13 protein-coding genes and 3 pseudogenes are annotated in these 15113 nt (G+C 69.9%); all 16 read left to right on the top strand.

Features of this window, described 5'->3' with window-relative positions:
* Window positions 1-63: 63 nt before the first annotated feature.
* Complete coding sequence (prfA, locus tag ACQEVS_RS23005) at window positions 64-1143, top strand: peptide chain release factor 1 (RefSeq protein WP_433023239.1); 1080 nt, start codon at window positions 64-66, stop codon at window positions 1141-1143.
* Between the two features lie 47 nt (window positions 1144-1190).
* Window positions 1191-2036, top strand: coding sequence for a peptide chain release factor N(5)-glutamine methyltransferase (gene prmC / locus ACQEVS_RS23010; protein ID WP_004953292.1), 846 nt, complete (start codon window positions 1191-1193; stop codon window positions 2034-2036).
* A 47-nt stretch (window positions 2037-2083) separates the two neighbouring features.
* Window positions 2084-2730 (top strand): annotated as a pseudogene (locus ACQEVS_RS23015) (L-threonylcarbamoyladenylate synthase).
* Window positions 2727-3376 (top strand): annotated as a pseudogene (locus tag ACQEVS_RS23020) (protein-tyrosine-phosphatase). Before ACQEVS_RS23015 ends, ACQEVS_RS23020 begins: the two co-directional pseudogenes overlap by 4 nt.
* Before the next feature lie 276 nt (window positions 3377-3652).
* Window positions 3653-4893: pseudogene (gene glyA / locus ACQEVS_RS23025) on the top strand (serine hydroxymethyltransferase).
* A gap of 123 nt (window positions 4894-5016) precedes the next feature.
* Window positions 5017-6339, top strand: a complete 1323-nt coding sequence (locus tag ACQEVS_RS23030) for an MraY family glycosyltransferase (protein ID WP_433023242.1) — start codon at window positions 5017-5019, stop codon at window positions 6337-6339.
* Between the two features lie 259 nt (window positions 6340-6598).
* Window positions 6599-7039 (top strand): hypothetical protein, encoded by a 441-nt coding sequence (locus tag ACQEVS_RS23035; RefSeq protein WP_433023244.1) that lies wholly within the window; start codon window positions 6599-6601, stop codon window positions 7037-7039.
* A 279-nt stretch (window positions 7040-7318) separates the two neighbouring features.
* On the top strand, window positions 7319-8113 hold the full coding sequence (gene atpB / locus ACQEVS_RS23040) for a F0F1 ATP synthase subunit A (protein ID WP_433027828.1): 795 nt from the start codon (window positions 7319-7321) through the stop codon (window positions 8111-8113).
* Window positions 8114-8189: 76 nt separating this feature from the next.
* Window positions 8190-8438 carry a F0F1 ATP synthase subunit C gene (locus ACQEVS_RS23045; RefSeq protein ID WP_223768363.1) on the top strand — a complete coding sequence of 83 codons (249 nt, stop codon included), beginning with the start codon at window positions 8190-8192 and terminating at the stop codon, window positions 8436-8438.
* Window positions 8439-8478: 40 nt separating this feature from the next.
* Entirely contained in the window at window positions 8479-9042 is a 564-nt protein-coding gene (locus tag ACQEVS_RS23050; protein WP_433023246.1) for a F0F1 ATP synthase subunit B, read from the top strand.
* Window positions 9039-9854 (top strand): F0F1 ATP synthase subunit delta, encoded by an 816-nt coding sequence (locus ACQEVS_RS23055; protein ID WP_433023248.1) that lies wholly within the window; start codon window positions 9039-9041, stop codon window positions 9852-9854. Before ACQEVS_RS23050 ends, ACQEVS_RS23055 begins: the two co-directional genes overlap by 4 nt.
* Window positions 9855-9992: 138 nt before the next feature.
* Window positions 9993-11564 (top strand): F0F1 ATP synthase subunit alpha, encoded by a 1572-nt coding sequence (gene atpA / locus ACQEVS_RS23060; RefSeq protein ID WP_433023250.1) that lies wholly within the window; start codon window positions 9993-9995, stop codon window positions 11562-11564.
* Window positions 11565-11566: 2 nt separating this feature from the next.
* Window positions 11567-12487, top strand: coding sequence for a F0F1 ATP synthase subunit gamma (locus ACQEVS_RS23065; RefSeq protein WP_433023252.1), 921 nt, complete (start codon window positions 11567-11569; stop codon window positions 12485-12487).
* Window positions 12488-13930 carry a F0F1 ATP synthase subunit beta gene (atpD, locus tag ACQEVS_RS23070; RefSeq protein WP_433023254.1) on the top strand — a complete coding sequence of 481 codons (1443 nt, stop codon included), beginning with the start codon at window positions 12488-12490 and terminating at the stop codon, window positions 13928-13930.
* Window positions 13931-14044: 114 nt separating this feature from the next.
* Entirely contained in the window at window positions 14045-14422 is a 378-nt protein-coding gene (locus tag ACQEVS_RS23075) for a F0F1 ATP synthase subunit epsilon (RefSeq protein ID WP_433023256.1), read from the top strand.
* A 113-nt stretch (window positions 14423-14535) separates the two neighbouring features.
* Window positions 14536-14991, top strand: a complete 456-nt coding sequence (locus ACQEVS_RS23080) for a DUF2550 domain-containing protein (protein ID WP_433023258.1) — start codon at window positions 14536-14538, stop codon at window positions 14989-14991.
* Window positions 14992-15113: the final 122 nt, after the last annotated feature.

Below are 15113 nucleotides of genomic sequence, written 5' to 3' on the forward strand. Positions count from 1 at the left end.
GCTTTGTCGTCCGGCAGGTCCGTCACTTCCAGCAGCTCCGTCACCTTCGCTTAGGGAATCTTGATGTTCGAGGCAGTCGAGGAACTGATCGGCGAGCACGCCGACCTCGAGAAGCGGCTCGCCGACCCCTCCGTCCACGCGGACCAGGCCAACGCCCGCAAGCTCAACAAGCGCTACGCAGAGCTGACCCCGATCGTCGGTACGTACCGCTCCTGGAAGCAGACCGGGGACGACATCGAGACGGCCCGCGAGTTCGCCGCCGACGACCCCGACTTCGCCGCCGAGGTCAAGGTGCTGGAGAAGCAGCGCGAGGAGCTCACCGAGAAGCTCCGCCTGCTGCTGGTCCCGCGTGACCCCAGCGACGACAAGGACGTCATCCTGGAGATCAAGGCGGGCGCCGGCGGCGACGAGTCCGCCCTCTTCGCGGGCGACCTGCTGCGCATGTACCTGCGCTACGCCGAGCGCGTCGGCTGGAAGACCGAGATCATCGACGCCACCGAGTCCGAGCTCGGCGGCTACAAGGACGTCCAGGTCGCCGTCAAGACCAAGGGCGGCAACGGCGCCACCGAGCCCGGCCAGGGCGTCTGGGCCCGGCTGAAGTACGAGGGCGGCGTGCACCGCGTCCAGCGCGTGCCGGCCACCGAGTCCCAGGGCCGCATCCACACCTCCGCCGCCGGCGTGCTCGTCACGCCCGAGGCCGAGGAGATCGACGTCGAGATCAACCCCAACGACCTGCGGATCGACGTCTACCGCTCGTCCGGCCCCGGCGGCCAGTCCGTCAACACCACCGACTCGGCCGTCCGCATCACCCACCTGCCGACCGGCGTCGTCGCCTCCTGCCAGAACGAGAAGAGCCAGCTCCAGAACAAGGAGCAGGCCCTGCGCATCCTCCGCTCCCGGCTGCTCGCCGCGGCGCAGGAGAAGGCGGAGGCCGAGGCCGCGGACGCGCGCCGCAGCCAGGTCCGCACCGTCGACCGCTCCGAGAAGATCCGGACCTACAACTACCCGGAAAACCGGATCTCGGACCACCGGGTCGGCTTCAAGGCGTACAACTTGGACCAGGTGCTCGACGGCGAACTGGACGCGGTCATCCAGGCGTGCGTCGACGCCGACTCGGCGGCCAAGCTGGCTGCCGCACAGTAGAGATCGCGTACGGAGTTGGTCATGGAGCGCAACAGGAGGAAGGTCCAGTGAACCTGCTGCTCGCCGAGGTGGCACAGGCCACCCAGCGGCTGGCCGACGCCGGCGTGCCCTCCCCGCGCTTCGACGCGGAGGAGCTCGCGGCCTTCGTGCACGGCGTCAAACGGGGTGAGCTGCACCTGGTCGCCGACGCGGACTTCGACGCCCGCTACTGGGAGGCCGTCGCCCGCCGCGAGGCCCGCGAACCCCTCCAGCACATCACCGGGCGCGCCTTCTTCCGCTACCTGGAACTCCAGGTCGGACCCGGCGTCTTCGTCCCCCGGCCGGAGACCGAGTCGGTCGTCGGCTGGGCCATAGACGCGGTCCGCGCCATGGACGTCGTCGAACCCCTGATCGTCGACCTGTGCACCGGCTCCGGCGCCATCGCGCTGGCCCTCGCCCAGGAGGTGCCCCGGTCCCGGGTGCACGCCGTCGAACTGGACGAGGGCGCCCTGTCCTGGGCGCGGAAGAACGTCGAGGGCTCCCGCGTCCAGCTGCACCACGGGAACGCGCTCGACGCGCTCCCCGAGCTCGACGGCCAGGTCGACCTGGTCATCAGCAACCCGCCGTACATCCCGCTCACCGAGTGGGAGTACGTCGCCCCCGAGGCCCGCGACCACGACCCGCAGCTCGCGCTGTTCTCGGGCGAGGACGGCCTCGACACCATCCGCGGCCTGGAGCGCACCGCGCACCGGCTGCTGCGCCCCGGCGGCGTGGTCGTCATCGAGCACGCCGACACCCAGGGCGGCCAGGTGCCGTGGATCTTCACCGAGGAGCGGGGCTGGGCCGACGCGGCCGACCACCCGGACCTCAACAACCGGCCCCGGTTCGCCACGGCCCGGAAGGCCCTGCCGTGACCGCCACGGCACCCCAGACATCTGCCCCGTACGAGGAGGTTGGCTCAATGGCTCGGCGATACGACTGTGGCGACGCGACCGACCGCAGGACCGGTCTGCGTGAGGCGACCGCCGCGGTCCGCCGCGGCGAGTTGGTCGTGCTGCCCACCGACACCGTGTACGGCATCGGTGCGGACGCCTTCAGCCGCGACGCCGTCGGCGACCTCCTCCAGGCCAAGGGCCGCGGCCGGGGCATGCCCTCGCCGGTCCTCGTCGGCTCCCCGAACACCCTGCACGGGCTCGTCACCGACTTCTCCGAGCAGGCGTGGGAGCTCGTCGACGCCTTCTGGCCCGGCGCGCTCACCCTGGTCGCCACCCACCAGCCGTCGCTGACCTGGGACCTCGGCGAGACTCGCGGCACGGTCGCGGTGCGGATGCCGCTGCACCCCGTCGCCATCGAACTGCTCACCGAGTTCGGCCCGATGGCCGTCTCCAGCGCCAACCTCACCGGGCACCCGGCGCCGCAGACCTGCGACGCCGCCCAGGAGATGCTCGGCGACTCCGTCTCCGTCTACCTCGACGGTGGCCCCACCCCGCGGACGTGCCGTCCTCGATCGTGGACGTCACCGGCAAGGTGCCGGTGCTGCTGCGGGCCGGCGCGATCAGCGCCGAGCAGCTCCGCGAGGTGGTACCCGACCTCGAGGTGGCGAATTGATCGCCCCGCAGGGGCGTGGCATAGCGGGACCGGAGACGAGCACCGACACCTTCCGCATCCTCCACGTCAGCACCGGCAACGTCTGCCGCTCGCCCATCACCGAGCGGCTGACCCGCCATGCCCTCTCCGAGCGCCTCGGCGACCCGGACGCGGGCGGGCTGGTGGTGGAGAGCGCCGGCACCTGGGGGCACGAGGGCGCCCCCATGGAGGCCCACGCCGCCACCGTGCTGACCGACTTCGGCGCGGACCCGCACGGCTTCACCGGGCGGGAACTGCTGGACGAACACGTCATCCGGGCCGACCTGGTGCTCACCGCTACGCGTGATCACCGGGCTCAGGTCATCTCGATGGGGCACTCCGCCGGGCTGCGGACCTTCACGCTGAAGGAGTTCACCCGGCTGGTGCGGGCCATTGACCCGACGACCTTGCCCGCCCCCGATGGGGCGGGGGTGTCGTCGAGCGGGCCCGTGCGCTGGTGCAGGCCGCTGCCGCGTTGCGGGGGTGGCTGTTGGCGCCTGACGCGGAGGCGGATGAGGTGCACGATCCGTATGGGGCGCCCATTACGTTCTTCCGCTCGATTGGCGAGGAGATTCAGGTGGCGCTGGATCCTGTGGTGACGGCCCTGACCGGGGTCCCGGGGGTTTGAGGGTGCCCCGGTCCCTCCCCTTCGCCGTTTCCTGGGGCTGCGCCCCAGACCCCCTTGTTCGCGGCTTCGCCGCTCGTCCTCAAACGCCGGACGGGCTGAAAGTCAGCCCGTCCGGCGTTTGAGGACAACCGCGCGGAGCGCGGTTTCGGGGGCGCGGGGGGCGTAGCCCCTGCAAGAAACGGCGAAAGGGCGGGACCGGGGCACCCTGCACGCGCCCCCACCGGGCCTACATTTGGGGGTGAGCACACTGCTCACGCCCACCGCACGGAGCCCCCGATGCCCGTCACCGAAGCAGCGGCCGACGCGCTCACGCGTCAGGATCCAGAGATCGCCGGCATTCTCCTCGCCGAGGCGAGACGCCAGGCCACGGGACTCCAACTGATCGCGGCGGAGAACTTCGTCTCACCCGCCGTGCTGCAAGCACTCGGCTCACCGCTGGTGAACAAGTACGCCGAGGGCTACCCGGGAGCCCGGCACCACGGCGGCTGCGAGGTCGTGGACATGGCGGAGCGGGTCGCCCGGGACCGGGCCGTCGCGTTGTTCGGGGCCGAGCACGCCAATGTGCAGCCGCACTCGGGTTCGGCGGCCGTGCTGGCCGCGTACGCCGCGCTGCTGGCCCCGGGGACCGGGTGCTGGCGATGGGCCTGCGGGAGGGCGGGCACCTCACCCACGGCTCGCCGGTGAACTTCTCGGGGCGGTGGTTCGACTTCACCGGGTACGGGGTCCGCGCGGACACCGGCCGGATCGACTACGACCAGGTCCGGGACCTCGCCCGGGCGCGCCGCCCGCGGGCGGTCGTCTGCGGGTCCATCGCCTACCCGCGCCACCCGGACTACGCCCTCTTCCGGGAGATCGCCGACGAGGTGGACGCGCTGCTGATCGTGGACGCGGCGCACCCCATCGGCCTGGTCGCCGGGGGAGCGGCGCCGAACCCGGTGCCGTACGCGGACGTGGTGTGCGCCACCACGCACAAGGTGCTGCGCGGGCCGCGCGGCGGGATGCTGCTGTGCGGCGGGCGGCTCGGGGAACGGATCGACCGTGCGGTGTTCCCGTTCACACAGGGCGGCGCCCAGATGCACACGGTGGCCGCGAAGGCCGTCGCCTTCGGGGAGGCCGCGACGCCGGCGTTCGCCGGGTACGTCCGGCAAGTGGTGGCCAACGGCCGGGCGCTCGCGGCCGGTCTGGCCGAGCAGGGCCTGGCCGTCGCCACCGGCGGCACGGACACCCACCTGATCGTCGTGGACGTGACCGGGCTCGGGCTGGACGGCGTCCGGGCGCGCGGCCGGCTGGCGGCGGCCGGCATCGTCCTGGACGTCTGCGGGCTGGGCCACGGCACCGCCCGCGGCCTGCGGCTGGGCACGGCGGCGGTGACCACGCAGGGGATGCGCGAGCCGGAGATGGCCCGGGTGGCGGCGCTCGTCGGGACGGTGCTGCGGGGCGCCGGGGAGCCCGCGCGGCTCCGGGAGGCGGTCGCGGAACTGGCACTCGCGTTTCCGCCGTATCCTGCGCTGGCGTGATCGTTTACCGAGCGCTCGCAACCATCAGGGGGTGGTGAACGTCTTCTTCTGCATTCACGGATCCGGTACGGACGCGAATATGGTGTGGGGCTGTGATGGCCGGCGAAATCCCTGGGGCAGCCCGTGCGTGAATACCTGCTGACGCTCTGCGTCACCGTGGCGGTCACCTATCTGCTCACGGGCCCGGTACGGAAGTTCGCCATCGCGGCGGGCGCGATGCCGGAGATCCGGGCGCGTGACGTACACCGCGAACCGACGCCGCGGCTGGGCGGGATCGCCATGTTCGGCGGGCTGTGCGCCGGTCTGCTGGTCGCCTCGCACCTGTCCAGCCTCAAGCACGTCTTCGAGACCTCCAACGAGCCGCGCGCGCTCCTCTCGGGCGCCGGGCTGATCTGGCTGCTCGGGGTGCTGGACGACAAGTGGGGCGTGGACGCCCTGGTGAAGCTCGGCGGGCAGATGATCGCCGCGGGCGTGATGGTGCTCCAGGGACTCACGATCCTCTGGCTGCCGGTGCCCGGTGTGGGCACGGTGGCGCTGACGCCGATGCAGGGCACCCTGCTGACCGTCGCCCTGGTCGTGATCACCATCAACGCCGTGAACTTCGTCGACGGCCTCGACGGCCTCGCCTCGGGCATGGTGTGCCTGGCGGCGGCGGCGTTCTTCCTCTACGCGTACCGGCTCTGGTACGGGCACAACGTGGAGGCAGCGGCCCCGGCGACGCTGTTCGCGGCCATCCTGATGGGCATGTGCCTGGGCTTCCTGCCGCACAACATGCACCCGGCGCGGATCTTCATGGGCGACTCGGGCTCGATGCTCATCGGCCTGGTGCTGGCCGCCGGCGCGATCTCCATCACCGGCCAGGTCGACCCCGACCTGCTGGGCTCGTTCACCGGGTCGGAGAAGGCCACCGTCCAGGCCACGGTGCCGATCTACATCCCGCTGCTGCTGCCGCTGACCATCATCGCGGTGCCGGTGGCCGACCTGCTGCTGGCGATCGTGCGCCGGACGTGGAACGGCCAGTCGCCGTTCGCGGCCGACCGCGGTCATCTCCACCACCGGCTGCTGGAGATCGGCCACTCGCACAGCAGGGCGGTGCTGATCATGTACTTCTGGTCGGCGCTGATCGCGTTCGGCACGGTGGCGTACTCGGTGAACTCGGCGGGCGGCGTACTGCTGTTGATCGTCGCGCTGAGCGCCGTGGGCCTGGTGCTGCTGCTGATGCCGCGCTTCCGGCCGCGGGCGCCCCGATGGGCCGAGCACCTGGTGCCGCCCCGCTACCGGCGTCGCAAGACCGCCGCGCCCGTGCCGGCGGAGGAACGGCCGGAGGAGCCCGGGGAGGCGCTCGACGACGAGCGGGAGCCGGTTCCCGCGGGGCTGCACGGCGCGACCGCAGTGGGCGACCGCTCGCGCTTCCGTCACGCCCGCGACATCAGCGGCCGTCGCTGATCCCGGCGTTAGCAGAGGAACAAGCCGCTCGTCAGCATGACGACGGGCGGCTTGACCCTTGCGTGTGATGGGCGGCACACGATATAGGTAAAGACCTCATCAAATAGTTTGTGATACCGTTCACGAAACCCGTGGCAGAGCCGAAGGACCGTAGTGGAGCGCCCCCCGGCGGTTCCTTCGTCGCGAGGTCGCGCCCACACCCCGGGATACCCTCGTCCCCGACGAATCGTTGCTTCCGACTCCGCCGGAGAGACCCTTCATGCAGGCCAACGACGCCCGAACGCTCCTTCAGTGCGCCGTCCCGACCGCAGCCGCGGGGGTCGTCGCCGTTGCCGTCGGATTCGCCGTCGCGGGCGGCAAGGGGGCCCTCGGGGCCGCGGCGGGCATGCTGCTCGCACTGGCCAGCATGTCCGTGGGGCTGTATATGCTCCAGCGGACCGCACGACAGTGGCCGCAGGTCTTCCAGATGATGGGCCTCGCGCTGTACGCCGTGCAGTGCCTGGTGATCGTGATCCTCCTCGGCGTCCTGAAGGGCACAACGCTCTTCAGTTTCAAGAGCTTTGCCTTCTCCGTGCTTGCCGCGACCCTGGTGTGGGTCGCCGCACAGCTGCGCGCCCACCTGAAGATGAAGATCCTGTACGTCGATCCGGAGGCCGCCGCCGACGCGAAGAAGCCCGCGCCGGCGGAGTCTCCGTCATGACAGGTAGGGCCGGGATAAGCCTCTGTGTGCTCACCTGCTATCGTCCGGTGCCATCTGAGGTGCAGCGGACGCAGACGGCCGAGTCCCCGCTTCCGGCGGGAGTGAATCGGCGGTTCGCGCAGCTGATGCCCGCGATGGCTCCCGGCCTCCGGCCGACCTGCCGCACCCCTAACCGTAAGACCAGTCCAGTGCCGTTCCGTGGCAGCTTGCCGCGCCGACACAACGAGGTTGCCGTACCTATGCGCCACGCTGAAGGAGCTCGCGGTGAGTGCTGACCAGATGCTCGCCTTCGAGACCGATTGCCACATCTTCGACGGGTGCGGCTTCCCGACCCCAGGGCTCCACTCCTTTGTGTTCGAGCCGCTGTTCACCGTCGGCGGTATCGAGGTCAACAAGCCGATGCTCCTGGCCGTCCTGGGCTCGGTCATCACGATCGTGTTCCTCTGGGCCGCTTTCGGCCGGGCCAAGCTGGTCCCGGGCAAGCTCCAGATGGTCGGTGAGGCGGGCTACGACTTCATCCGCAAGGGGATCGTCTACGAGGCCCTGGGGAAGAAGGAGGGCGAGAAGTACGTCCCCCTCATGGTCTCGCTGTTCTTCTTCATCTGGATGATGAACCTCTGGTCGATCATCCCGGTCGCCCAGTTCCCGGTGACGTCGATCATCGCCTACCCGGCGGGCCTCGCGCTGCTGGTGTACCTGATCTGGGTGCCCGTGACGTTCAAGCGGCACGGCTTCATCGGCGGCATCAAGAACATCACCGGCTACAACAAGGAACTCGGCTGGGTTCTTCCGCTGGTCATGGTCCTGGAGCTGTTCTCCAACCTGCTGATCCGGCCCTTCACCCACGCCGTGCGGCTCTTCGCCAACATGTTTGCGGGCCACGTGCTGCTGCTGATCTTCACGATCGCCAGCTGGTACCTGCTGAACGGGATCGGCATCGCCTACGCCGGCGTCTCCTTCGTGATGGTCATCCTGCTGACCGTCTTCGAGATGTTCATCCAGGCCCTTCAGGCGTACGTCTTCGTCCTCCTGGCCTGCTCGTACATTCAGGGCGCTCTCGCCAAGCACCACTGAGCAGACCCTCCCCACAGACCCCCAGACGTCCGGTGGCCAACCCCCACCGGTCCGTGAAAGAGAAGGAAGAAACGGCATGTCCGCTGCTCTCCAGACCCTCGCCGAAGGCATCTCCCTCAAGGGCAACCTGGCCTCCATCGGCTACGGCCTGGCCGCCATCGGCCCCGGCGTCGGCGTCGGCATCATCTTCGGCAACGGCACCCAGGCCCTGGCCCGTCAGCCCGAGGCGGCCGGCCTGATCCGCGCCAACCAGATCCTGGGCTTCGTCCTCTGTGAGGCGCTCGCCCTGATCGGCCTCGTCATGGGCTTCGTCTACGCCAGCTGATCCGTAGACGGTTACCCATTACGCGACGAAAGGCACTGATGTGATCGCCCTGGTACAGCTGGCATCGGAGGAGACGGAACCCGCGTTCCTCCCCCCGCTGCCCGAGCTCGTCATCGGCACGCTGGCCTTCCTCATCGTCGTCCTCTACCTCGGCAAGAAGCTCCTCCCGAACCTGAACAAGGTCCTGGACGAGCGCCGGGCCGCCATCGAGGGCGGCATGGAGAAGGCCAAGGCCGCCCAGGACGAGGCTCAGCAGGTCCTCGACGCCTACCGGGCACAGCTCGCGGAGGCCCGCAACGAGGCCGCCCGGCTGCGCCAGGACGCGCAGGAGCACGGCGCCGCCATGGTCGTCGAGATGCGGACCGAGGGCGAGCGCCAGCGCGACGAGATCGTCGCCGCCGGCCGGACCCAGGTCGAGGCCGACCGTCAGGCCGCCGCGGCCTCGCTCCGCCAGGACGTCGGCAAGCTGGCCATCGACCTGGCCGACCGGATCGTCGGCGAGTCCATGAAGGACGCCGCCCGACAGGAGCGCACCATCGACCGGTTCCTCGACGCGCTCGAGGCCAAGCCGGCCGACACGACGAAGGCTGAGGTCACGCGATGAACGGAGCGAGCCGCGAGGCCCTTGCCTCGGCACGCGAAAACCTCAACGCGCTGGCGGACAGCGCCTCGGTCGACGCCGCGAAGCTGGCCGGGGACCTTGCCTCCGTCACCGCGCTGTTCGACCGCGAGGTCTCGCTGCGCCGGGTCCTCACCGACCCGGCGCAGCCCGGCCAGGCCAAGGCCGAGCTGGCCGGACGCCTGCTCGGCGGGCAGATCGGCGCCGACTGCGCCGACCTGGTCGGCGGCATGGTCCGCTCCCGCTGGTCGTCCTCGCGCGACCTGGTGGACGCCCTGGAGGAGCTCGCGGCGTCGGCCGACCTGGCCGCCGCCGAGCGCGCCGGCCGGCTGGACGACGTCGAGGACGAGCTGTTCCGCTTCGGCCGGATCGTCGACTCCAACGCCGGTCTGCGCGCCGCGCTGACCGACAAGGTCGCCGACCGCTCCGCCAAGGCCGAACTGCTGCGCAGCCTGCTGGGCGGCCGGGCGAACCCGGTCACCGAGCGGCTCGTCGTCCGCCTGGTCACCGCGCCGCGAGGCCGTAGCCTGGAGGCGGGGCTCACCGCCCTCTCCAAGCTGGCCGCCGACCGCCGCGGCCGCGTCGTCGCGGAGGTCACCTCCGCGGTGCCGCTGAACGACCGGCAGAAGCAGCGGCTGGGCGACGCTCTCGCCCGGCTGTACGGGAAGAACGTCCACCTCAACCTGGACGTCGACCCGGAGGTCCTCGGCGGCATCCAGGTACGCATCGGCGACGAGGTCATCAGCGGGACCATCGCGGACCGCCTCGCGGAGGCGGGCCGGCACCTGGCCGGCTGACGCCGGCCGGGCTGGCGGCTGACCAGCCACCAACTCAAGAGCATGACTGACGGCCCGAGTTGGGCCGACGGTGTCCCGCGGGGCAACACCCGCGGGAGAGAAATACTTCGGGCCCAACAAGGAGAGCAGGGAACCCAGATGGCGGAGCTCACGATCCGGCCGGAGGAGATCCGGGACGCGCTGGAGAACTTTGTCCAGGCGTACAAGCCGGACGCGGCCTCGCGCGAGGAGGTCGGTACGGTCAGCCTTGCCGGCGACGGCATCGCGAAGGTCGAGGGTCTTCCCTCGGCCATGGCGAACGAGCTGCTGAAGTTCGAGGACGGCACCCTCGGCCTCGCCCTCAACCTTGAGGAGCGCGAGATCGGTGCGATCGTCCTCGGCGAGTTCAGCGGCATCGAGGAGGGCCAGCCGGTGCAGCGCACCGGTGAGGTGCTCTCCGTGGGTGTGGGCGAGGGCTACCTCGGCCGCGTCGTCGACCCGCTGGGCAACCCGATCGACGGCCTCGGCGAGATCAAGACCGAGGGCCGCCGCGCCCTCGAACTGCAGGCCCCCGGCGTCATGGTCCGCAAGTCGGTCCACGAGCCGATGGAGACGGGCTACAAGGCCGTCGACGCCATGACCCCGATCGGCCGCGGTCAGCGCCAGCTGATCATCGGCGACCGCCAGACCGGCAAGACCGCCCTGGCGATCGACACGATCATCAACCAGCGTGCCAACTGGCGCACCGGCGACCCCAAGAAGCAGGTCCGCTGCATCTACGTCGCCATCGGCCAGAAGGGCTCCACCATCGCGTCCGTCCGCGGCGCGCTGGAGGAGGCCGGCGCCCTGGAGTACACGACGATCGTCGCCGCCCCGGCGTCCGACCCGGCCGGCTTCAAGTACCTCGCGCCGTACACCGGCTCCGCCATCGGCCAGCACTGGATGTACCAGGGCAAGCACGTCCTGATCGTCTTCGACGACCTGTCGAAGCAGGCCGACGCCTACCGTGCCGTCTCCCTGCTGCTGCGCCGCCCGCCGGGCCGTGAGGCCTACCCGGGTGACGTCTTCTACCTGCACTCCCGCCTGCTGGAGCGCTGCGCCAAGCTCTCCGACGAGATGGGCGCCGGCTCGATGACCGGTCTGCCGATCGTCGAGACCAAGGCCAACGACGTCTCGGCGTTCATCCCGACCAATGTCATCTCCATCACCGACGGCCAGTGCTTCCTGGAGTCCGACCTGTTCAACGCCGGCCAGCGCCCGGCCCTGAACGTCGGTATCTCGGTCTCCCGCGTCGGTGGTTCCGCCCAGCACAAGGCCATGCGCCAGGTGTCCGGCCGACTCCGCGTGGACCTCGCCCAGTACCGCGAGCTGGAGGCGTTCGCCGCCTTCGGTTCCGACCTGGACGCGGCCTCCAAGGCGGCCCTGGAGCGCGGCAAGCGCATGGTCGAGCTGCTGAAGCAGACCCAGTACGCGCCGTACGCCACCGAGGACCAGGTCGTCTCGATCTGGGCCGGCACCACCGGCAAGATGGACGACGTCCCGGTCGAGGACATCCGCCGCTTCGAGCGCGAGCTGCTGGACTACCTGCACCAGGCGCACAAGGGCCTGATGACCAGCATCGTCGAGGGCGGCAAGATGTCCGACGACACGCTGCAGGCGCTCGGCGACGCCGTCGCGTCCTTCAAGCAGCAGTTCCAGACCGCGGACGGCAAGCTGCTGGGCGAGGGCTGAGCATGGGTGCCCAGCTTCGGGTCTACAAGAGGCGGATCAAAGCCGTCTCCGCGACCAAGAAGATCACCAAGGCGATGGAGATGATCGCCGCCTCGCGCATCGTCAAGGCGCAGCGCAGGGTGGCCGCGTCGACTCCGTACGCCAGTGAGCTCACCCGGGCCGTGACCGCCGTCGCCACCGGGTCCAACACCCGGCACCCGCTGACGACCGAGGTCGAGCAGCCGACGCGGGCCGCGGTCCTGCTCGTCACGAGCGACCGCGGTCTCGCGGGCGGCTACTCCTCCAACGCCATCAAGGCGGCGGACCAGCTCACCGAGCGGCTGCGCCGTGAGGGCCGGGAGGTCGTCCACTACATCGTCGGCCGCAAGGGCGTGGGCTACTACGCCTTCCGGGAGCGCCCGGTCGCCGGGTCGTGGACGGGCTTCACGGACAACCCGACGTACGCGGACGCCAAGAAGGTGGCCGACCCGCTGATCGAGGCCGTCCTCAAGGACACGGCCGAGGGCGGCGTGGACGAGCTGTACGTCGTCTCCACGGAGTTCGTGTCGATGATGACGCAGACGCCGGTGGACAAGCGGCTGCTGCCGCTGACCCTCGAGAAGGCGGACGACGCGGACGCGGCGGCGAAGGACAAGATCCTTCCGCTGTTCGAGTTCGAGCCGTCGGACGAGGCCGTGCTCGACGCGCTGCTGCCGCGGTACGTCGAGTCCCGGGTCTACAACGCCCTGCTGCAGGCCGCGGCCTCCGAGCACGCGGCCCGGCGCCGGGCGATGAAGTCGGCGACCGACAACGCCGAAGAGCTCATCAAGTCGTTCACGCGGCTTGCCAACGCGGCCCGACAGGCCGACATCACCCAGGAAATCAGCGAGATCGTCGGTGGCGCGAGCGCCCTGGCCGACGCGACCGCGGGGAGTGACCGATAAATGACCACCACTGTTGAGACGGCCGCCGCGACGGGCCGCGTCGCCCGGGTCATCGGCCCGGTCGTCGACGTGGAGTTCCCCGTCGACGCGATGCCGGAGATCTACAACGCGCTGACCGTCGAGGTCTCCGACCCGGCCGAGGCCGGCAAGAAGAAGATCCTGACGCTCGAGGTCGCCCAGCACCTGGGCGAGGGCGTGGTGCGCGCCATCTCCATGGAGCCCACCGACGGCCTGGTCCGCCAGGCGTCCGTGACCGACACCGGCACCGGCATCACCGTTCCCGTCGGCGATGTCACCAAGGGCCGGGTGTTCAACACCCTCGGCAAGATCCTGAACGACCCCGAGGCCGAGAACGAGGTCACCGAGCGCTGGTCCATCCACCGCAAGGCCCCGGCGTTCGACCAGCTCGAGTCCAAGACCGAGATGTTCGAGACCGGCCTGAAGGTCGTCGACCTGCTGACCCCGTACGTCAAGGGCGGCAAGATCGGTCTGTTCGGTGGTGCCGGTGTCGGCAAGACCGTTCTGATCCAGGAAATGATCATGCGTGTGGCCAAGCTGCACGATGGTGTTTCCGTGTTCGCCGGTGTCGGCGAGCGCACCCGTGAGGGCAACGACCTCATCGCGGAAATGGAAGAGTCGGGCGTCCTGGACAAGACCGCGCTGGTCTTCGGCCAGATGGACGAGCCCCCGGGCACCCGTCTGCGCGTCGCGCTGGCCGGCCTCACCATGGCCGAGTACTTCCGTGACGTCCAGAAGCAGGACGTGCTGTTCTTCATCGACAACATCTTCCGCTTCACCCAGGCCGGTTCCGAGGTCTCGACCCTGCTCGGCCGCATGCCCTCCGCGGTGGGCTACCAGCCGAACCTGGCCGACGAGATGGGCCTCCTCCAGGAGCGCATCACCTCGACCCGCGGTCACTCGATCACCTCCATGCAGGCGATCTACGTCCCCGCGGACGACCTGACCGACCCGGCCCCGGCCACCACCTTCGCCCACCTCGACGCGACGACGGTGCTCTCCCGTCCGATCTCCGAGAAGGGCATCTACCCGGCCGTGGACCCGCTGGACTCCACGTCCCGGATCCTGGACCCGCGCTACATCGCGCAGGACCACTACGAGTGCGCCTCCCGCGTCAAGGGGATCCTGCAGAAGTACAAGGACCTCCAGGACATCATCAACATCCTCGGTATCGACGAGCTGGGCGAAGAGGACAAGATGGTCGTCCACCGCGCCCGTCGCGTCGAGCGCTTCCTGTCGCAGAACACCCACGCGGCGAAGCAGTTCACCGGTGTCGACGGTTCCGACGTTCCGCTGGACGAGTCCATCGCCGCGTTCAACGCGATCTGCGACGGTGAGTTCGACCACTTCCCGGAGCAGGCCTTCTTCATGTGCGGTGGTCTCGAGGACCTCAAGAAGAACGCCAAGGAGCTGGGCGTCTCCTGAGCATCGTGATGCTCGCGGTCCGGGGGCGGGGCACTCCCGCCCCCGGACCGCACGTCCCCTATTCTTTGACCCAACGCCCGCCGTGCCCGGCGGGTGGAGACCCGAGGAGCCACGTTGGCTGCTGAGCTGCACGTCGAGCTGGTCGCGGCGGACCGAAGCGTCTGGTCCGGCGAGGCCACTCTGGTCATCGCGCGTACCACATCGGGTGACATCGGCGTCATGCCCGGCCACCAGCCGCTGCTCGGTGTGCTGGAGTCCGGCCCGGTGACCATCAGGACCACCGGCGGCGGCACCGTCGTCGCCGCGGTGCACGGCGGTTTCATCTCCTTCGCGGACGACAAGCTGTCGCTGCTGGCGGAGGTCGCCGAGCTGGCGGACGAGATCGACGTCACCCGTGCGGAGCGGGCTCTGGAGCGCGCGAAGGCGGATGCCGACGGCGCCGCCGAGCGTCGCGCGGATGTCCGGCTGCGTGCGGTCGCGGGCCCTCACTAGCCCACGGCCACACTGAAGTACGTCCCTCAGCCGCGGACCGCCCTGCACCATTCGGGCCGGTCCGCGGCTGAGGCAATACAGGTGCGGTTGCTCTAGATCATGCGAGGAGGTCGGTGGTGATGGTCCTCGCTCTGCTCGTGAGCGGCATCGTCGTTCTGCTGGTACTGCTGGGACTCTTCGTCTTCGGACTGCGCAGACGGCTCATCCAGCGGTCGGGTGGCACCTTCGACTGCAGCCTCCGCTGGGACATCACCGAGCCGGCCGCCGACCCGCCCGGGAAGGGGTGGGTGTATGGCGTCTCGCGGTACAGCGGTGACCGGATCGAGTGGTTTCGGGTCTTCTCCTACGCGTATCGCCCACGGCGGGTGCTGGAGCGGGATGCGATCGAGGTTCTGGAGCGGCGGGCTCCTCATGGGGATGAGGAGTTGGCACTGTTGTCGGATGCCGTCGTCCTTCGGTGTTCTTTGCGGGGCACGCTGCTTGAGTTGGCTATGAGCGAGGACGCTCTCACCGGGTTCTTGGCTTGGCTGGAGGCGGCGCCTCCTGGGCAGCGGGTGAATGTGGCGTAGGGGGGTGTGCCCCGGACCCTCCCCTTCGCCGATTCCTGGGGGCTGCGCCCCCAGACCCCCTTTTCGCGGCTTCGCCGCTCGTCCTCAAACGCCGGACGGGCTGAGTTTTCAGCCCGTCCGGC

The organism is Streptomyces sp. CA-181903, assembly GCF_050937075.1.
Taxonomy (GTDB): Bacteria; Actinomycetota; Actinomycetes; order Streptomycetales; family Streptomycetaceae; genus Streptomyces.